The organism is Clostridium budayi (genome assembly GCF_055396605.1).
Map to the genome: position 1 here is coordinate 2,844,301 of NZ_AP042456.1, position 21,043 is coordinate 2,865,343.

Below are 21,043 nucleotides of genomic sequence, written 5' to 3' on the forward strand. Positions count from 1 at the left end.
AAAATTTATTCTTATTTTCTTGAGGTAATTACCACTTTTAATATTATTAGAAGCTTATTATTTTTTTCCTATAATATTTTTATTGTAACTTCTATTGAGTTTTAGAATGTATAGCTATTGCTTTTTACATTTATATTTATATTGCCTAATAAAGAAAATATTCCTTTTTTTGTACTTTAATTATTAATTTAAAGTACTTTTTTAAATATTCTTTTATTCTATAAAAACTTTCATAATACTTTTGTTATTTTTATGTATTATTATATTTAATTATTTTTATTTCATATAATTGGTTGACAAATGATTACTTTAAGCGTATATTTAAAATATAAACAGAATATCGCGGGGTGGAGCAGTTGGTAGCTCGTCGGGCTCATAACCCGAAGGTCGTAGGTTCAAGTCCTGCCCCCGCAACCAAAATAAAGCTAATCAAATTTTTGATTAGCTTTTTTATTTATTTCTTTATTGCATATACCCTAGTTGGTGCACCATCACCTTCTGCTATTTTAAGTGGTGCTATAATTATTTCAAATGAATTATCCAAAATATCTAGGTTACATAAATTTTCTATTATTATCTTATTTTTTGACAATAAGTTTTTATGATTATATAACTCTTCACTCTTTTCACTATCTATTGATATACAATCTATGCCTATTCCTGTCAAACTTTTAATATTTCCGAGGAAATTTGAAGCTTCATAAGTTAATGTTGGATAATCAACAAAATATCTTTCACTATTAAAATACCTTTCCCAACCTGTTTTTAATATTAAATAGTCGCAATTTAATATATTATCTTTATATTTTTCTAAAACTTCTAAATCTATAACACTTGAATTTCTGCAATCTATTATATAAGCATTACCTATAAATTCTTTTATATCAAAATCATCTAAATTATATCCATCTTCATATATATGCTTTGGTACATCCATATGAGTTCCTGTATGAGTAGATAGATATAATGAAGATACATTATATCCGTCTACCTTAACATTATATAAATTTTCTTTTTTAAAACTTTCTTCTTCTGAATAAGATGTCATTCCATTTTTATAGGTTTGGGTTAAATCATATACTTCCATTAATTATATCCTATCCTTTTAAATTATTTTATTTGTCCACTTGAGAAACTATCCATACTATCTATTTCATTAACTTGTCTTATCTCATCTAATACCCACCTGTCTCCATTTCTAATAAATCTCCAAAACTCTTCAAAACTACTTCTTTTTCTTGGATCTCCAGATACTATTTCATTAGTATTCTCATTTAGCATATAATCTATCATACGTGCTTTTATACTTACCCATAACACATCTTTTGAATTATCATCTGAATTTAATGCACTTATAGGATTAATACTTATAAGTTCTATTTCCCTTAATATATTCTTCTCACCTTTTAATTTCATCCATTCAGTCTTACTTTTGTGAAGTCTATAAAGATTTTCACTCATATACTCTTTTGCTAAATCTTGATTTCTCTCTGTCCATGCATATTGTATTTTATAAAAAGCTTCATCAATATTGGATATAATTTTATCATAGTCCCAAGCCTTATCTAATTTAGCAAACTCCTTCATGGCTATTTTGCTTTGATGCTTTTTTTGCTTAACCTTAGCAGTATGCTTAATTCCAGCAGCACCACCACCTACTGTTAATATTCCAAACCCTACAAATACTATAAATCCTATTGGTGAAGTTCTAGTACTTCCACCAGAACTAGTGTGGCTACTACTTGAGGATCTTCCACCTCCTCCGCCACCTCCACCTCCGCCACCGCCGCCTCCACCGCCGCCGGCTCTAGCAAATGCTAATGTAGAAGGTAATAATATACTCATTAACAACATCATCAAAATGACCTTTCTCAAGTTTCTCTTCAAAATTCCGTCCTCCTATTTATGTTATTAATTTTAATTATATTCCAATAAAAATACTATCTTCAACCTTTTAGTATTTAATTCATAATTTGGTAACTATACTAATCCTATTTAGTCTTATCTTATAAATTTTAGACCTTATTTTTATATAATTTCATTTTTAACCATTGCATTTTTGTATTTTATTGACATTTATTTCGATTAATATTAAAATTAACTTATAATTAAATATTTTAAGAATGTGCTAGGGGTGCCAAAAAGATTGGCTGAGAGATGTATTTATTACATTAACCCTTTAACCTGATCTGGGTAATACCAGCGTAGGAAAGCCGTGAGTAGTTTTTTCATACGTCCTTCTAGCACAATTATAGGAGGTTTTTTTTATGGATTTTTTTACTGATTGGGGAGAAAGATTTAGTAAACTCTATACTAATATCCCTGAAAAATTTAAGGAGATTGTTTCAAGTCCCCTTACAATAATAACAATTATAGGTTGCTTAGTTTTATTCTTTGCTTTATTTAAATTTAGAAAGATTAAGCTAAATGCTAAAATAATTACTCACATATCAATAGCTTTAGCTCTTTCAGTTATATTAAATGTGTTTAGAATATATAGATTCCCTCAAGGAGGTAGTATAACTTTAGGTTGTATGCTACCAATTCTTATAATAACTTTTGCTTATGGAAAAGAAATTGGTTTTTTAACAGGATTTTTATATGGCTTACTTAACCTTTTAACTGATCCATATATAATACATCCAGTTCAAATGTTATTTGACTATCCACTACCTTCAATGGCTATGGGACTTGCAGGATATTTTAGAGACAAGCGTACCTTAGGTATATTTGTAGCTTTCTTTGTAAAGTTTTTATGTCACTTTATATCAGGTGTTGTATTCTTTGCTTCATCTTCACCAGAAAGCATGGGACCTATAATTTACTCATTAGCAGTAAATGTTCCTATAGTATTTGGAGAAATGATTATATGTATGGTTTTAATTAAATTTATTCCTTTAAATAGATTAATTAAAACAATTAATCCTGATTATAAATTAAAAACTGTATAATAAAAAACCTATAAGCTATTTACATTTTAGCTTATAGGTTTTTTTATATAATTAAATGCACTTATTTATATCATTTTCTCTATTTCTTTTTATTATATAGATTATAATACCCATTAAAGTTATTATAGTTACTATATCTCCTACTTTCATAAGAATAGTTCCCGTATAGTCAACTTTTAAATGTCCTTCTTTTATATTACCTAGATTAACTCTAACAACCATATCTTTGCTATGAGTTACTTTTCCTTTTTCTATTTTACTGCCGTCCTTTGAAGTTATTTCAAAAGTATATCCTTTATAATATAAAAGTGGTAATTCTATATAACTTCCATCCTTGCTAACTTTATAATCTAAATTTATAAGAGTTCCTTTTTTATTATAATTATTATATTTAAATTGTTTATCATTACTTGTTACAATAGGACCTCTTTTCTTAAGTTTGCTTTTAGACGCACCTTCTGGCATATACTCACCAGCTCCTATTGATGCACTATATTTTTGAGAAAAGTTAGTAAAATCTATATTTTTAAGTCTACTTGCTTTTATATATTTAACTGTAGTCATTAAAGGTATAATTGAAATAATAGATATTAATATTACAACTATTGTCTTGTTTATCTTCTTAGGCATTAAAGAATCTACAGCATATCCAAGTGTTATTGCAAGAAGTGGTGTTGCTATTAAATTAAGTCTCCATGCAAATTGTATATTGTTATAAATAGATATATTATTGCAAATAGCATGTAATACAGGTGTTTTTAATGTTAATGCAAATGATATACCACCAGCTATAAAACAAGTAGTTACAAATCTATTTTTCTTTTTAAGCGGTACAAAAATATATATAAGTGATAAAAATAGTAATATGTATCCAACTGAATATATCATAACATCATTTAAAGTAAATAATTCTTTAAATACAGTTGATTTATTATATACAAATGGATCTACTTCTTGCACTGAGAATTTACTACCTATCATTTGCTCTAATAATGGAACCAATGTATAGCTAGTTAATAATACTGTAGTAATAGCTGCAAGTATTGAATATAATATTCTCTTTGGCTCTTTTATAAGCTTTCCTATATTTAATATGTATAAAAGTGCACACATTATTGAAACTATAAATACTGATAATAAATGAGATAAAATTATTCCACTCATTCCTATGGTTAATATGTACCATTTTTTATAATCCTTGCATACTAATTCATATACACCTAATATTACAATCGGTAAAAATATAAATGCTAAATATTCTCCAACGGCTGCCCTTACATATAAATCAGTTATTTTATATTGAGCAAAAACATAAAAGATTGATATGTATAATGCTTTATTATTGCTTTTTAATATTCTTCTTGCTGAAAAATACATAGTAAAAGTAGCGAGCAGTGTACATATAGACATAAATATTTTGTATGAATTAAATAAGCTTACTCCAAATAATCTTATTGTAGCTGCAATATAAAGTAGTAAATCTGGATAAAATAGACCATTTCCATATCCATATCCGTATAATGATTCTGGCATTATACTAACTGGAAAGTGCCCATAGCTTAATCCATTTTTTATATCTTCTATTCTAAGTAGATGAAAAAAATAATCATCGCCTCTAATAGACTTTGATAATAACATTGGTAAAAGTGTTATTCCCGTTGCAATTATAAGTATTATGTATACATATAATTGACTTTCTTTTTTGTTTATAATTCTTTCTTTAGTCATTCTGATGTTATCCCCCCTATATTACTATTATATAATAATAATCTTTAAACCATAGTGTAAATATGTACATTTATTAAATAATTTATTAATAATCAAAAAAATAAAGGTTACATATAATACGCAACCTTTATTGTAATAAGTTATTAAATAATATGCAACCTTTATTGCAATAAGTTATTAAACTATGTTTTTAGTCTAATTCCTTACTATCTATCCAACTCATCATACCTCTTAATTCTCTTCCTACCTTTTCAATTTGATGTTCTTTTTCAATTCTTCTCATAGCGTTAAAGTGTGGTCTTCCTACCATATTTTCAGTAAGCCAATTTCTTGCGAATGTTCCATCTTGAATTTCTGAAAGAACCTTTTTCATTTCTTTCTTAGTTTCATCAGTAACTATTCTATTTCCAACAACATAATCCCCATATTCAGCAGTATCTGAAATTGAGTATCTCATCATACTCATACCACCTTGGTATAATAAATCAACTATTAATTTCATTTCATGTAAGCATTCAAAGTATGCATTTTCTGGTGCATATCCAGCTTCAACTAAAGTTTCAAAACCAGCTTTAATAAGTGCTGTACATCCTCCACATAAAACAGCTTGTTCTCCAAAAAGATCCGTTTCTGTTTCGTCTTTAAATGTAGTCTCTAAAACTCCAGCTCTTGCGCCACCAATACCATTTGCATAAGCTAATGCTAATTCTCTCGCATTGCCTGTTGGATTTTGATATACAGCTATAAGACATGGAACACCTGAACCTTCAGTATAAGTTCTTCTTACCATATGTCCTGGTCCTTTTGGTGCAACCATAAATACATCAACATCAGCTGGTGGAATTATTTGATTGTAGTGAATATTAAAACCATGTGCAAATACTAATGCATTTCCAGCATTTAAATTTGGTGCAATTTCTTCTTTATATAATTTTGCTTGCTTTTCATCTGGTACCAAAATCATTATAATATCTGCTGCCTTTGCAGCTTCTTTAACTGATAAAACCTCAAGTCCAGCTTCTTTTGCTCTATTTACTGATTTACTTCCTTCATATAAACCAACAACTACATCAATTCCACTTTCATGTAAATTTAATGCATGTGCATGACCTTGGCTACCATACCCAATTACTGCAACCTTCTTTCCTTTTAACAATTCTAAATTTGTGTCCTTCTCATAAAACATCTTTGCCATAAATTTTCCCCCTTCTATTTTTAAACATTTTCCTCATCTATTATTTGATTTATTGGCGCTCCTGGAGCAACCATTGGAAATACTTTTTTATCGCTATTTATTACATAATCTATTACAACTAATTTCTTACTATTTAAAGCCTCTTTTAATACTGTTTCTACTTCTTCTCTTTCAGTAATTCTATATCCAACCCCACCAAAGGCCTCAGCTAGCTTTACAAAATCAGTCTTTCTATTTAAAGTTGTCTCTGAATATCTTTCTTCATAAAATAAACATTGCCACTGCCTTACCATTCCTAACGAATTGTTATTCATTACTATAACTATTATTGGAAGATCATTAGAAACTGCTGTTGCAAGTTCATTGCAATTCATACCGAAACTTCCATCACCAGCTATATTTATTACCTTTGCACTTGGTCTTCCAAAGCTTGCCCCAATTGAAGCCCCAATGCCATATCCCATTGTCCCAAGTCCACCTGATGATAAAAAGCTTCTCTCTTTTCTTGTATTGAAATATTGAGCTGCCCACATTTGGTGTTGCCCAACCTCTGTTGTTATTAATATATTTCCATCCTTATTTAATTCATTTATCTTATCAAATAAATACTTTGGTGTTAAACTCTCATTATCTTCTTTACATCTTACTTCCTTAAATCTATTTACTGTGTTATTCCATTCTTCATGATTATTTTCCTTAACTAATGGAGTTAATTTTTCTAAAACTATTTTTAAGTCTCCAACAATAAATGAATCAACTTTAATATTTTTATTTATTTCAGCTGGGTCTACATCTATGTGTATAACTTTAGCATTAGAAATATTTTCTGGGTCTACAATTACTCTATCTGAAAATCTAGCACCAAGAGCTATAAGCAAATCACACTTAGTAGCTGCAATATTAGATGCCTTAGTTCCATGCATCCCAATCATTCCAGTATATAAACTATGCGCTTCACTTATTGCTCCTTTCCCCATTAAAGAAGTACATACTGGACAATCTATTTTCTCTGCAAAAGCTTTAAGTTCTTCTGAAGAATTAGATAATACAATTCCTCCACCTGCATATATAAGAGGCTTTTTTGATTTATTTATCATATCTACTATGATAAATAAATCTTCTTCATTTATAGACTTACACGCTCTTTCTTCCCCTACTTCCTCTTTTATCTCTATATAATTAGTCTTACTTGAAGTAATATCTTTAGGTATATCAATTAAAACTGGTCCTGGTCTTCCTGACTTTGCAATCTTAAATGCTTCTTTAATAACTTTTTGAAGATCTTTTATATCTTTTACAATATAGTTATGCTTAGTTATTGGCATTGTTATACCTTGTATATCAACTTCCTGAAAGCTGTCTTTTCCAAGGAGTGGTTTATTTACATTACCTGTTATAGCAACTATAGGTATAGAATCCATATATGCAGTTGCTATCCCTGTGACTAAATTTGTTGCCCCCGGTCCTGAAGTTGCAATACAAACACCAACTTTTCCAGTTGCCCTTGCATATCCATCTGCAGCATGAGCAGCGTTTTGTTCATGACATGTTAGTACATGTTTTATCTCATCTTTATATTTATAAAGAGAATCGTATATATTAAGTACTGATCCACCTGGATATCCAAATAATGTATCAACACCTTCATCTATTAAGGATTTAACTAATATTTCTGCCCCTGTTAATAACATATAGCCCCCTCCTTTTAAATTTAAATATATAAAATTTATTTATATACTGCCCCAGTACTTGCTGAACTAACAAGCTTTGCATACCTTGCTAAGTAACCATCCTTTATCTTAGGCTCAGGTACTACAAATTTTTCTCTTCTTTTATTAAATTCCTCTTTAGAAACTTTAACGTTAAGTTCTCCTTTTTCTATATCAATTGATATAATATCTCCATCTTTAATTAAAGCAATTTCTCCACCTTCAGCAGCTTCTGGCGATACGTGCCCTATAGCAGCACCTCTAGTTGCTCCGCTAAATCTGCCATCAGTTATAAGGGCTACAGTTTTATCAAGTCCCATACCTGATATTGCAGCAGTAGGTGAAAGCATTTCTCTCATTCCTGGTCCACCTTTTGGACCTTCATATCTAATAACTACTACATCACCTTCTATTATTTTTCCTCCAATTATTGCTTCTATCGCCTCTTCTTCTGAGTTAAATACTTTAGCTGGTCCTTCATGTTTTAGCATTTCAGCTCTAACTGCTGATTTTTTAACTACAGCACCATCTTTTGCTATATTTCCTTTTAATACTTTTATTCCACCAGTTTTGCTGTATGGAGTTTCTATATTTTTAATTACAGCTCTATTTGCTACTGCCTTGCCTTTAATATTTTCCCTTTGAGTTTTTCCTGTAACTGTAATGCACTCTAAGTTTAATAAATCTTTCTTAGCTAGTTCATTCATAACAGTTGTAATTCCACCAGCCCAATATAAATCCTCAATATGTGTCTGAGATGCTGGTGCTAACCTACAAAGATTTGGAGTTTTATCTGAAACTTCATCAATAATATCTAAATTCATTTCTACTTTAGCTTCATTTGCAATAGCAGTTAGGTGTAATACTGAATTAGTAGAACATCCAAGTGCCATATCAACTGTTAAAGCATTTTTTATTGAATTTTCATTTACTATATCTCTTGGTTTTATATCTTTTTCTAAAAGATTCATTACAGCTTTTCCCGCTTCTTTTGAAAGTCTTATTCTTTCTGAATATACTGCTGGAATTGTACCATTGCCAGGTAATCCTAGTCCTAAAACTTCAGTTAAACAATTCATTGAATTAGCTGTAAACATACCTGAACAGGACCCACATGTTGGACATGCTCTGTTTTCCATTTCGCATAGTTCTTCTTTTGATATTTTATTAGCTTCATAAGCTCCAACTGCTTCAAACATAGTTGATAAAGATATTGCTTCATCTTTCATTTTCCCTGCAAGCATTGGACCTCCACTAACTACAACAGATGGTATATTAAGCCTTAATGCAGCCATAATCATACCTGGAACTATCTTGTCACAGTTTGGCACTAATACTAATGCATCAAATCCATGAGCTTTAACCATACACTCTATTGAATCTGCAATCAGTTCTCTAGTTGCTAAAGAATACTTCATCCCAACATGTCCCATTGCAATACCATCACAAACTCCTATAGTTGGAAATACAAGAGGTGTTCCCCCATTTGCAAGGACTCCAGCTTTAACTCCTTCAACAATATTCCCTAAATGTATATGCCCCGGAATAATATCATTTTGAGAAGTAACTATGCCAATTAAAGGTTTATTAAGTTCATCTTCTGTAAGACCTGCACCCTTAAATAACGACCTATGTGGTGCTTTAGATGCCCCCTTTTTTACTGAATCACTTCTCATACTAATTTTCATTCCCTTCTATTTCTTTAATAATAAGCTTTGCCATATCTTTTGTTCCTACAGACTTCATATTTTCACTCATTATATCTAAAGTTCTATATCCCTTTTCTAAAACTTTAATTACTGCATTTTCTAAAACTTTTGCTTCTTCTTGCAAATTAAAACTATACTTAAGCATCATAGCTATTGATAATATTGTTGCTAAAGGATTCGCTATTCCTTTTCCTGCAATATCTGGAGCACTACCGTGTATTGGTTCATACATACCAAAACTACCTTCTCCAAGTGATGCTGATGGAAGCATTCCAATTGATCCTGTAATCATACTAGCTTCGTCTGATAAAATATCTCCAAACATATTATCAGTTACAATTACATCAAATTGTTTTGGATCTTTTACTAATTGCATTGATGCATTGTCTATATAAAGATGATTTACTGTAACTTCTGGATAATGTTTTGCCATTTCATTTACTATCTTTCTCCAAAGTCTTGAACTTTCAAGAATATTTGCTTTATCAACACTAGTTAACTTTTTATTTCTTTTCATTGCAGTTTCGAAGCCTATTTTAACTATTCTCATTATTTCTTCTTCGTTATACTGCAGAGTATCATATGCACTATCTATTCCATGTACTTTTTCTTTTCCTCTTTTTCCAAAATAAATTCCACCAGTAAGTTCTCTTACAACAAGGATATCTAAACCATCACCTATTATACTTTCTTTTAATGGTGAAGCATCTTTAAGTGGCTTATATAAAGTAGCTGGTCTTAAGTTGCAATAAAGATTTAATCCACCTCTAAGCCCTAAAAGAGCTTGTTCTGGTCTTATTGTTGCTGTAGGGTCGTCCCACTTAGGCCCTCCAACTGCTCCTAATAAAACTGAATCATTTCTCTTGCAGCCTTGTATAGTTTCTTCTGGAAGGGGATTATTAAATTCATCTATTGCACATCCTCCAGCCTTAAAATATTCATAGTCGAATCTATGTCCAAACTTATGCCCAATTGCATTTAGAACCTTTATGCTTTCTTTCATTACTTCTTTACCTATTCCGTCCCCAGGAATAACTGCTATATTGTACTTCATTTTTATACCTCCTAAATCTATTACTTATTGCTAAATTTTATCTGTTATTTATATACCCTATTAATCCATTATTATTTATTATTTTTTGCATGAATTCTGGAAATGCTTGCCCCTTATATTCTTCATTTTTAGTAATATTTTTTATTGTTCCACTACTAAAATCTATTTCTAATTCATTTCCAGGTTCTATATTATCCACCGCTTCATCACATTCTAATATTGGAAGTCCTATATTTATTGCATTTCTATAAAATATTCTCGCAAACGTCTTTGCAATCACACAGCTAACCCCAGCTGCTTTTATAGCTATAGGTGCATGCTCTCTACTAGAGCCGCACCCAAAGTTTTTATTTGCAACAATTATATCTCCACTCTTTACATTCTTTATAAAGTCTTTATCTATATCTTCCATACAATGTAATGCAAGTTCCTTATGATCTGATGTATTTAAATATCTTGCTGGAATTATTACATCAGTATCAACATTATCCCCATATTTAAAAACTTTTCCTTTAGCTTTCATTTATTTCACCCCAATTTTTAATATTTTAAACTAATTCCGGATCAGTTATTTTACCTGTTATTGCAGATGCAGCAGCTACTGCTGGACTTGAAAGATATACTTCTGATTCAACATGCCCCATTCTTCCAACAAAATTTCTATTTGTTGTTGAAACAGCTCTTTCTCCTTTTGCTAGTATTCCCATGTGACCTCCAAGACAAGGACCACAAGTTGGCGTTGAAACAACTGCTCCTGATTTTATTAAGTCTTGAACTATTCCCTCTTCTATTGCTTCAAGATATATTTTTTGTGTTCCAGGGAATACAATACATCTTATCCCCTTCTTAACTCTCTTATCTTTTAATACATCTCTTGCAATTCTAAGATCTGATAATCTACCATTTGTACAAGAACCAATTACAACTTGATCTATATCTACATCTCCTACATTATCAATAGTTTTTGTGTTATCAGGTAAATGTGGAAATGCAACTGTTGGTCTTAAAGTACTTAAGTCTATTTCATAAACTTCATCATATTCCGCATCATCATCAGCTTTATATATTTTGAATTCCTTATATGAATGATTTTTTATATAATCTATAGTCTTATCGTCCACTTCAAAAATTCCATTTTTACCACCAGCTTCAATAGCCATATTTGCCATAGTAAATCTATCATCCATTGAAAGATACTTTAATCCATCGCCTGTAAACTCCATTGATTTATAAAGTGCTCCATCTACTCCAATCATTCCAATTATATGAAGTATAATATCTTTACCTGATACCCATTTTGCTGGTTTATTTTTTAATACAAACTTTAATGCACTAGGAACTTTAAACCAACACTTACCTGTTGCCATACCAGCTGCCATATCTGTTGAGCCTATTCCAGTTGAAAATGCTCCAAGTGCTCCATATGTGCATGTATGTGAATCCGCACCTATTACTACATCTCCTGCAACAACAAGACCTTTCTCTGGAATTAAACAATGTTCTATTCCCATTTCTCCAATTTCAAAGAAATTTTTAATTTCTTTATTTTTTGCAAATTGTCTTATATATTTACATTGTTCTGCTGCTTTGATATCTTTGTTTGGAGTAAAATGATCTGGCACTATAGCTATTTTTTCTTTATCAAAAACTTCACATTCACCAAACTTTTTAAATTCTAAAGCTGCAACCGGAGTTGTTATATCATTTCCTAATACTAAATCTAAGTCTGCCTCAATAAGTTCTCCTGCCTTTACACTTTTAAGTCCTGCATGTTCTGCTAGTATTTTTTGAGTCATTGTCATTCCCATCTCTTCTAAATCCTCCTTTTAAAAATATGTTTTTACTTCTCTTTCTATATCCTTTATTAACTTATACTCAATAGAATCTACAAGAGCTATCCAACTTGCCTGGATTACATCTCTAGATACCCCAACTGTACTCCAACTTTCAACTCCATCAGTTGATTCTATTAATACTCTAACTTTTGCACTGGTTGCACTTTCAGAATCTAAAACTCTAACTTTATAATCTACAAGCCTTACATCTTTAAGCTTTGGATAAAATATTTCTAAGGCTTTTCTCAATGCTTTATCAAGTGCATTTACAGGTCCATCACCTAGAGCTGCACTTATCTCTTCTTTGCCATCTACATTTATATTAATCATTGCAGATGATGCGAATTCAGCATTAACTGAAGGTTGCTCACCAATTATTTTGAAGTGATTTAATTTAAAGAAGGGCTTATACTTGCCAATTATTTTTCTAATTACTAGTTCTACTGTTCCCTCTGCTCCTTCAAACTTATAACCTTCATATTCTAATTTTTTAAGCTCTTCTGTTACATTAATAACTTCTTTACTGTTTTTCTGTAAATTTGGAAAAATCTTTTGAATCTCTTTTAATATAGTGCTCTTGCCACTCACTTCAGATATTAGAAATCTTCTACTATTTCCTACTGTCTCTGGATCAATATGTTCGTATGATTTTGAATCCTTACATACTGCATCTATATGCATTCCTCCTTTATGAGAAAATGCAGAAGCACCGATATAAGGTGTTTCGTCTTTTAAAGAAATGTTTGATATTTCAGATATGAATCTTCCTGTCCCTGTTAACTTTTTTAGATTTTCTTTACTTATAACATCATAATTTAGTTTTAATTTTAATGTTGGAATTATTGAACTTAAGTTTGCATTACCACACCTTTCCCCAATCCCTAAAAATGTTCCTTGAATATGTGTTGCACCAGATCTTACACTAATTACTGAATTTGCAACTGCCATTCCAATATCGTTATGACAATGTATTCCTACTTTACAATCTACATTTTTTACTGCTATTTCTGTAATATTTTTAATTTCTTCTGGTAAGGTTCCTCCATTAGTATCACAGAGTACAACTGTAAATGCACCAACATCTTTGGCAGCCTTTAATGTTGATAATGCATAATCTTTATTTTCTTTATATCCATCAAAGAAATGTTCACAATCAAATATTACCCTTTTGCCTTTATCAATTAAATAACTTATGGTGTCCTTTATCATATTAATATTTTCATCTAATTCAGTCTTTAAAATATTCTTAACTTGATAATCTGATGATTTTCCAAATATAACAACAACATTAGTATTTGCTTCTAAAAGATTTTGTATGTTAGTATCTTCAGAAACTTTTATATTTGGTCTTCTAGTCGATCCGAAAGCTACTATCTCTGAGTTTAATAAATTTAAAGTCTTAACTCTTTTAAAAAACTCCATATCTTTTGGGTTTGATCCAGGATTTCCAGCTTCTATATAAGTAATCTTTAGTTCATCAAGAGCTTTAACTATTTTTAGTTTATCTTCTAATGAAAAACTTATTCCTTGACCTTGCGCTCCATCTCTTAAAGTTGAATCTAAAATTTCAATATTACTCCCCAAACCTTCCCCCCCTTTTTAATTAAGTTATATATTTTATAATTTTAATAACTATTTATTACTCTTTATTGTCTTATCTCCTCTTTCAAGAGCCGTTACACCAGTTCTTACCATTTCCTTTATGCCATACTCTTCCATAAGATTTATTATTGCTGTAATTTTGCTCTCATCACCTGTTAATTCTATAGTTAATGTTTCTTTTGAAATATCTATAATTTTGCTTCTAAATATTTTTACTATTTCATTTATAGCTGCACGATTTTCTGAATCTGCTTTAACCTTTATTAAAACAAGTTCTCTATATACCGAATCTTCTGGTTTTAAATTTTCAACACTTATTGTGTCAACTAGTTTTTTAAGCTGCTTTTGGAATTGTTCTAAAATATCATCATCCCCATTTAATGATATTGTCATTCTAGATATTTCTGGATCATTAGTCTTTCCTACCGAAAGGCTGTCTATGTTATATCCTCTTCTTGAAAATAATCCTGAAACTCTACTAAGTACTCCAGAAGAATTTCTAACTAATACAGATAGCACATGCTTTTTCATAAATATTCCCCCTTTAAAACATTACGATCTGTTAAGTTATATGAACATTGATTCTCTCAACCTTAGGAAATACAATAAGTTTGCAAAGACTAAATTACCCCCTAGAAAAGGAGAGAGAAAACAATGAACAAAACAAATATTAGATGCCCTCGTTGTCACTCTAATAAACTATATAAATTTGGTTTTGACAAACAGGCTAATCAAAAATATCAATGTAAAAAATGTAAGCGCCAATTCATCGCTAGCGATGGTGATGGAGTTCCTAAAATGAAGTATCCTAAGTGTCCAAAGTGTGATAAAGGAACTTATTTACATCATTCTTACAAACACTATAATAGATATAAATGTAATAATAAAAAATGTAATCATATTATTGTGCAACATCATAATTTTAATATTGATTCACCATCTAGCGAAGCTATTACCGGGGCCCTTTCTATGAAAGGAATGCGATTCCCATTACAAATTATTATTACAGCACTAACATTATATTACTTGAACAATACATCAACTAGAGCTATATCTCAATTTCTTATGAACACCTTTAATATAAAAGTGTCTCATGTAACTATCGCTAACTGGAGCAATAAATTTGCTCCATACTTTAAACTCAAAGCAGATAACTTTAAACAACAAGTAGATTTGCAATCTGACGATTGGCACGCTGATGAGACTGTTGTTTTTATTAACGGAGTAAAACATTATTTATGGTTAGTTATAGACTCTGAAACGCGATTTATAATATCTTTTCATTTAAGTAGATATAGAAATGAAAGCTCTGCTTTTTCTCTGATCAATGAAGCTAAAAAATATGGTTCACCCTCTAACCTAATTACAGATAGATGGCCAGCTTATAACGAAGCGATAGCTACGCTATTACCGGAAACAAAACATGTACCAGTTAAGCCAATGTCTAGTGATATAAATAATAATCTTATAGAATCTTTTAATAAGACTTTTAAAGCTTGGTATAAGTCCAAAAAAGGATTTAACTCATTTGAAAAAGCTAATAATCTTATTTTTATGTTTATATTTCACTATAATTTTATAAGAATTCATGGGTCGTTAAATAACCTTACTCCCGCTGAAGTCGCTGGCTTCTCTAGTGATAATTTATCTAGGCAATCTTGGTTTATAGCTGCTTAATTTATTAAGAATATCTTTGATTAACCTGCTTGAAAAATTATATTTTGCAGGTTTATTTGCCATGCGCAAATATAGTCAAACTTATATAATTTTCAAAGAACGAGAAAATCTATGATTTATTAAGCTATTTTTTCATAACAACTTAACAGATTCAAACATTAAATTTATATAAAAAAAACACCCTCATCTTACTTATAAATAATAAGAAATGGGTATAATTATCTCCGTAACTTAACTAAACTAATTCTAGGTTCTATCAAACCCTTGCATATAACGGATGCCACCGGAATAATCTTACTAGCCGTTTCAGATTTCTGCTCAAGAGTGATCATTATAAAACTAAAGTATCCATTTACACCAGCTATGGACTCTCTAAAACTTATATTGTTTTATAAATATCTCTATCAAAGAATTTTTTATTTGTTTAATTGTTATTTAAAATAATACTCTTATAGCTTCCTCAAGTCAACAAATTATCAAATTTTTTACAGTGAGTTAATATTAGTATCTTTTTACAGTTGTATTTTAACTATTTATTAATATTTTAGCTTTATTTTTATTAATCTATTAATATTTATCACAATGTCATATATTATTATCATTAATATATTAAAAATTTTTAATTTTTTAAAATCAAACTTTTAATTTTTATAAATTTAATAAAAAAAGGATTATTCCTACCTCTAAGAATAATCCTTTTTTATCTTATTTATTACTTCTGTATTTAAAATACTACAATATCATTGTCTATCATTTATAATTAGCACTTAGATAATATCATATCTGCTAAGTTGTGAGCTAGTTTATCAATTTCTTCTTGATTTTCGCCTTCTAGCATAACTCTAACTAATGGCTCTGTACCTGAAGGTCTTATTAAAACTCTTCCTTTACCATCCATTAATTTTTCCATTCTTTCTATTTCTGCTACTATTTCAGCATCTTTTAAATAAATGTCTTTCTTATCATTTGGAACTTTAGCATTAACTAATACTTGTGGAAGTTCTTTCATAATAGAACATAATTCACTTAAAGTTTTATTGCTTCTTCTAACTATTGATGCAACTTGAAGTGCTGTAACTAATCCATCACCTGTTGTATTACATTCTAAGAAAATTATATGTCCTGATTGTTCTCCACCTAGTACATATCCTTTATCAAGCATTTCTTCTAGAACGTATCTATCTCCAACTTTAGTCTTTGCTAAGTTTATTCCAACTTCTTTACAAGCTATATCTAAACCTAAGTTACTCATTACAGTAACAACTAAAGTATCATCTTTAAGTCTTCCTAGTTCTTTAAGGTGATTTGCACATAATGCTAATATAAAGTCTCCGTTTATTAAGTTTCCTTTTTCATCAACTGCTAGACATCTATCTGCATCTCCGTCAAAAGCAAATCCCATTTGACATCCTTTTTTAACTACATATTCCATTAATTCTTCTGGATGTGTTGAACCACAATTTTCATTTATATTAGTTCCATCTGGATTATCATTTATAACATAAACTTCAGCACCTAAATCTCTAAAAGCTTTAACAGCCGCTTTGTGTGCTGCACCATTTGCACAATCTAATGCAATTTTTACTCCTTCAAGATTTGATGATATAGTATTTTTAGCAAATTCTATATAATCATCTAAAGCTGCAACTTCTACTCTTTCTCTTCCTAGAGAAACTCCTGTTGGACTTGGTACTCCTTCAAAACCATTTTCTATAGTTCTTTGGATTTCATCTTCTAATTCATCTGAAAGTTTATAACCTTTATTATTAAAGAATTTAATACCATTATATTCTACAGGATTGTGTGATGCTGAAATCATTACTCCCGCATCTGCTCCATATTGTCTTGTTAAATGAGCTACTGCTGGTGTTGGAATTACTCCAAGTACTACAGCTTCTGCTCCAACTGATAATATACCTGCAACTAATGCAGCTTCTAACATATCTCCTGATATTCTTGTGTCTTTTGCAACTAATATTTTTGGTTTGTGAGCACCTTCTGTTAATACATAAGCACCTGCTCTTCCAAGATTGTATGCAAGTTCTGCAGTAAGTTCAGTATTTGCTACTCCTCTTACTCCATCAGTTCCAAACATTCTACCCATAAAAATTTTACCTCTTTCTTTTGATTTATATTTACATCTATTTTTAACTTTTTTTCCCTACTATCATAGTATAATATTTTCTCTAATCATTGACAACTGTTTCAGTATTTATCCTATCTAGAACAATATTATATCCATCACTACCGTAGTTTAGACATCTATTAACTCTACTTATTGTAGCAGTACTTGCTCCTGTTATTTCTGCAATTTCTGTATATGTTTTTTTATTCTTTAATAACTTAGCAACATGTATTCTTTGTGCTAATGCCTTAATTTCTGTTATTGTAGCAACATCTTCAAAAAACTTATAACATTCTTCCTTATTTTCTAATGCTAAAATGGCATCAAAAAATAAATCCATTTCCTTACTTTGTATCTTTGAATCCATAAGTTACTCTCCACCTTTCATCTTAAGTTTTATTATACCATCTTACTATATCAATTCATAACTTTACTGTATAAAAGTTATTTTATTCCTCATTAAATTTTTCTTCTTTTATATTTTCTTTATCCTTTATATAAATAAGTTTGTCATACACAGCTTTAGTTGGTACAAGCCATACATCACCAGTTCCTCTATAAACATTAAGTAAACCTTCTCCACTTGTAGCACTACCTAAGATTGTTGTTGCTGATTTTTCTACAGAAAATTCAATATCTCCAGTTCTAAGTATTGCAAAGCTTCCATCTACTTTTAAAACATCATTATTTAATTTGCATTTAAATATTTCTTCTTCTGGCACTGGAATTTCAAGTGCTACTATACCTGTCCCATATATTTTTGTTTGGAATAATCCTTCATCACCAAATATCATTGAAGATATTGTTTTTTGACCTGAATGAGATACTTCTACACCTTCCTCACACGCAAGGAACATCCCATCGTCAACTACTATTATATCGTCTTCAAGTTCGATTAAAGCATAATGTTTAAAAGATGGCTCTAGGAATATCTCTCCACAACCTTCATAGCTTGGCTTAAACATAGTTTCACCAGTTAATTTACTTGAAATAAATTTCTTTGATATACCTAATGGTCCATTAAACTTATTTACTATTTCTATATAACCTTTCATGTAGCTTAATGCTCCACTTTCTATTTTTACCTTACTATCATCTAGAATAATTCTAATTTGTTTTAATTTTATTCCCGCTCTATTCATAACGTTTAAATCAAATGCAGTGTCCACATCTGTAGCTCCATTTAACTTATCGTATTCTAATACTTGAAATCTTGAATCATTTGTCATTTGTGCTAACATAGTTAGCTGATTTTCAAATTTTAAACTTGTCCTCATGTTAACTTCCCACCTTATAAAAAAAGAGATATATCTAAATTATAGACATATCTCTTTATATTATACACTAGTCAACAGGTTATAGATATTTTTAATAATTAGTACTCTTTAGCTTTTTCTTCTCCATCTAATACTCTTATAGCACCTTGTGCTAATGCAAGTAATTCATCTTCTCCAGGATAAGTTTTAACTTCTGAAATCCAACCTACTCTTTTTGTTATGTCCCCTACAACTTTTTCTGAGTATGCCATTCCTCCAGTTAATATTATTTTATCAACATTTCCTTCTAATACAGTAGCCATTGCCCCTATTTCTTTAGCAACTTGATATATGAATGCATCATATATTAATTGTGCTTCTTTATTTCCTTCTCCTGCAAGTTTTAAAACATCTCTAAAATCATTAGTGTTAAGGTATGCAACACATCCACCTTTACCTACAAGTTTGCTATATACTTCTTTTTCTGAGTATTTACCGCTAAAGCACATTTTTACTAAATCCCCAACAGGAACTCCACCAGCTCTTTCTGGTGAAAATGGTCCATCTCCATCTAATGCGTTGTTTACATCAACAACCTTTCCTTTTTTGTGAGCTCCAACAGAAACTCCACCACCCATATGAGTTACTATAAGATTTAAATTTTCATATCCTTTTCCGCTTTCTTTTCCAAATCTTTTAGCTACTGCTTTTTGGTTAAGAGCATGGAATTTACTCTTTCTTGGAAGTTCTGGTACTCCAGAAATTCTAGCTACTTCTTCTAATTCATCAACAACAACTGGATCTACTATAAATGATGGAACATTTAATTCATTTCCGATTTCTTTAGCTAATATTCCACCTAAGTTTGAAGCATGTTGTCCTTGAACACCTTTCTTTAAATCTTCAACTAAAGCATCTGTTACTTCATAAGTTCCACCTGGAATTGGTTTAAGCATTCCACCTCTACCAACTACAGCATTTAACGTTTTTATATCGAAGTTCTTTTCTTCTAATACTTTTAAAATAACATCTTTTCTAAAGTCTAATTGATCAACTATTGTTGGATATTTACCTATTTCATCTGATGAGTGTCTTAAGGTTTCTTCTAATATTTCTCTTTCGTCTTCATAAACTCCAATTTTTGTTGAAGTTGAGCCTGGGTTTATTATTAATAACTTATATGACATAATATTAATTCCCTCCTAAATATATTACTTTAATGATTCAGCAACTAAAGCTGCTAAGGCTATTGAATTTACTTTTGTTTGGAATGAATCTGCTCTTGAAGTTAAGATAACTGGCGCTGATGTACCTACTAATAATCCACCGTTCTTTGTTTTAGCTGTGTATGTTAAACATTTGTACATTACATTTGCAGTTTCTATGTCTGGAAGCATTATTATATCTGCTTTACCTGCAACTGGTCCTGTTATTCCCTTATGATGTGCTGCTTCTTCTGAAAGTGCATTATCAAGTGCTAAAGGACCATCGACTATACAACCTTTTATTTGTCCTCTATCATTCATTTTTGATAATAATGAAGCATCTAAAGTTGCTGGCATATCAGGATTTACAACTTCAACTGCACAAACTGGTGCTACTTTTGGCATTTCTAATCCGCAAGCATGAGCTACTGATACTGCATTATCTATTATTTGCTTTTTAGCTTTTAAGTCTGGATATGTGTTAAATGCTGCATCTGTTAAGTATATTAATCTTTCTATTCCTTCTATTTCAAAAACTGCAACATGTGACATAAGTTTTCCAGTTCTTAATCCAACCTCTTTATTTAATACACTTCTTAAGAAAGTAGCTGTATCTACTAATCCTTTCATAACCATATCAGCTTTTCCGCTTGAAACAAGTTGCACTGCAAAAAGAGCTGCTTTCTTTACGTCTTTTTCATGCATTATTTCATAGCCTGTTAGGTCCATTCCGATTCTATCTGCTATTTTCTTTATCTCATGTTTATCTCCAACTAATATAGCGTCTGCTATTCCTTGTTCTTTTGCTGATTTTACCGCTTCTAATACCGGTTCATCTTGAGTTACGGCAACAGCTACTTTTTTTGGTTCAACCTTTCTAACCCTTGATAATAAATCATCAAAATTTCTACTCATTTTCAACGCACCTCTTTAAAATTTATTTAAAAAACCACTGTTTTTTAATACATTTAGTATTAATGGAATTTTCTATCGTTAA

Annotated in this window: 18 protein-coding genes, 1 tRNA gene and 1 riboswitch; of the genes, 3 read left to right on the top strand and 16 right to left on the bottom strand. The window is 30.3% G+C overall.

Annotation, left to right across the window (positions count from 1 at the left end):
- Nucleotides 1-341 precede the first annotated feature (341 nt).
- A tRNA-Met gene (locus tag ACZ5TJ_RS13750) sits at nucleotides 342-417 on the top strand.
- A 37-nt stretch (nucleotides 418-454) separates the two neighbouring features.
- On the opposite strand, the gene ACZ5TJ_RS13755 is transcribed toward ACZ5TJ_RS13750, so the two are convergent.
- Both ACZ5TJ_RS13755 and ACZ5TJ_RS13760 read right to left on the bottom strand, forming a co-directional pair.
- A complete protein-coding gene (locus ACZ5TJ_RS13755; RefSeq protein ID WP_464200427.1) occupies nucleotides 455-1,087 on the bottom strand; it encodes a cyclase family protein in 633 nt (210 codons plus the stop codon).
- Nucleotides 1,088-1,110: 23 nt separating this feature from the next.
- A complete protein-coding gene (locus ACZ5TJ_RS13760) occupies nucleotides 1,111-1,887 on the bottom strand; it encodes a Tim44 domain-containing protein (protein ID WP_464200428.1) in 777 nt (258 codons plus the stop codon).
- Nucleotides 1,888-2,120: 233 nt separating this feature from the next.
- Nucleotides 2,121-2,228, top strand: a riboswitch (TPP riboswitch).
- Nucleotides 2,229-2,267: 39 nt separating this feature from the next.
- Between ACZ5TJ_RS13760 and thiT the strand changes: the two genes are divergently transcribed.
- On the top strand, nucleotides 2,268-2,951 hold the full coding sequence (gene thiT, locus ACZ5TJ_RS13765; RefSeq protein WP_464200429.1) for an energy-coupled thiamine transporter ThiT: 684 nt from the start codon (nucleotides 2,268-2,270) through the stop codon (nucleotides 2,949-2,951).
- Nucleotides 2,952-3,002: 51 nt separating this feature from the next.
- On the opposite strand, the gene ACZ5TJ_RS13770 is transcribed toward thiT, so the two are convergent.
- From ACZ5TJ_RS13770 to ilvN, 9 genes are all read right to left on the bottom strand, one after another.
- Nucleotides 3,003-4,679, bottom strand: coding sequence for a hypothetical protein (locus tag ACZ5TJ_RS13770; protein ID WP_464200430.1), 1,677 nt, complete (start codon nucleotides 4,677-4,679; stop codon nucleotides 3,003-3,005).
- Between the two features lie 190 nt (nucleotides 4,680-4,869).
- Nucleotides 4,870-5,874, bottom strand: coding sequence for a ketol-acid reductoisomerase (gene ilvC, locus ACZ5TJ_RS13775; RefSeq protein ID WP_464200431.1), 1,005 nt, complete (start codon nucleotides 5,872-5,874; stop codon nucleotides 4,870-4,872).
- Between the two features lie 20 nt (nucleotides 5,875-5,894).
- Entirely contained in the window at nucleotides 5,895-7,565 is a 1,671-nt protein-coding gene (gene ilvB, locus ACZ5TJ_RS13780; RefSeq protein WP_464200432.1) for a biosynthetic-type acetolactate synthase large subunit, read from the bottom strand.
- 35 nt (nucleotides 7,566-7,600) lie between these two features.
- Nucleotides 7,601-9,259: a dihydroxy-acid dehydratase gene (gene ilvD / locus ACZ5TJ_RS13785; RefSeq protein ID WP_464200433.1), complete on the bottom strand. Its 1,659-nt coding sequence runs from the start codon at nucleotides 9,257-9,259 to the stop codon at nucleotides 7,601-7,603.
- A 1-nt stretch (nucleotide 9,260) separates the two neighbouring features.
- Nucleotides 9,261-10,346, bottom strand: coding sequence for a 3-isopropylmalate dehydrogenase (gene leuB / locus ACZ5TJ_RS13790; protein ID WP_464200434.1), 1,086 nt, complete (start codon nucleotides 10,344-10,346; stop codon nucleotides 9,261-9,263).
- A gap of 37 nt (nucleotides 10,347-10,383) precedes the next feature.
- Nucleotides 10,384-10,869, bottom strand: coding sequence for a 3-isopropylmalate dehydratase small subunit (leuD, locus tag ACZ5TJ_RS13795; RefSeq protein WP_055208403.1), 486 nt, complete (start codon nucleotides 10,867-10,869; stop codon nucleotides 10,384-10,386).
- 25 nt (nucleotides 10,870-10,894) lie between these two features.
- Entirely contained in the window at nucleotides 10,895-12,154 is a 1,260-nt protein-coding gene (leuC, locus tag ACZ5TJ_RS13800; protein WP_464200435.1) for a 3-isopropylmalate dehydratase large subunit, read from the bottom strand.
- Between the two features lie 18 nt (nucleotides 12,155-12,172).
- The gene (gene cimA, locus ACZ5TJ_RS13805) at nucleotides 12,173-13,765 is read right to left on the bottom strand and encodes a citramalate synthase (protein WP_464200436.1); all 1,593 of its coding nucleotides are present in this window, start codon (nucleotides 13,763-13,765) and stop codon (nucleotides 12,173-12,175) included.
- 48 nt (nucleotides 13,766-13,813) lie between these two features.
- Entirely contained in the window at nucleotides 13,814-14,314 is a 501-nt protein-coding gene (gene ilvN, locus ACZ5TJ_RS13810; protein ID WP_464200437.1) for an acetolactate synthase small subunit, read from the bottom strand.
- A 123-nt stretch (nucleotides 14,315-14,437) separates the two neighbouring features.
- Between ilvN and ACZ5TJ_RS13815 the strand changes: the two genes are divergently transcribed.
- Complete coding sequence (locus ACZ5TJ_RS13815; RefSeq protein ID WP_464198879.1) at nucleotides 14,438-15,460, top strand: IS6 family transposase; 1,023 nt, start codon at nucleotides 14,438-14,440, stop codon at nucleotides 15,458-15,460.
- Nucleotides 15,461-16,220: 760 nt separating this feature from the next.
- Here the strand turns inward: ACZ5TJ_RS13815 and glmM are convergent.
- The 5 genes from glmM to ptb form a co-directional block, all read right to left on the bottom strand.
- On the bottom strand, nucleotides 16,221-17,564 hold the full coding sequence (gene glmM, locus ACZ5TJ_RS13820) for a phosphoglucosamine mutase (protein WP_464200438.1): 1,344 nt from the start codon (nucleotides 17,562-17,564) through the stop codon (nucleotides 16,221-16,223).
- A gap of 82 nt (nucleotides 17,565-17,646) precedes the next feature.
- Nucleotides 17,647-17,952 (bottom strand): YerC/YecD family TrpR-related protein, encoded by a 306-nt coding sequence (locus ACZ5TJ_RS13825; RefSeq protein WP_039312980.1) that lies wholly within the window; start codon nucleotides 17,950-17,952, stop codon nucleotides 17,647-17,649.
- A gap of 82 nt (nucleotides 17,953-18,034) precedes the next feature.
- Entirely contained in the window at nucleotides 18,035-18,862 is an 828-nt protein-coding gene (locus ACZ5TJ_RS13830) for an AIM24 family protein (protein WP_464200439.1), read from the bottom strand.
- A gap of 98 nt (nucleotides 18,863-18,960) precedes the next feature.
- Nucleotides 18,961-20,028, bottom strand: a complete 1,068-nt coding sequence (gene buk / locus ACZ5TJ_RS13835) for a butyrate kinase (RefSeq protein ID WP_464200441.1) — start codon at nucleotides 20,026-20,028, stop codon at nucleotides 18,961-18,963.
- A gap of 24 nt (nucleotides 20,029-20,052) precedes the next feature.
- Nucleotides 20,053-20,961 (bottom strand): phosphate butyryltransferase, encoded by a 909-nt coding sequence (ptb, locus tag ACZ5TJ_RS13840; RefSeq protein ID WP_464200442.1) that lies wholly within the window; start codon nucleotides 20,959-20,961, stop codon nucleotides 20,053-20,055.
- Between the last annotated feature and the right edge of the window lie 82 nt (nucleotides 20,962-21,043).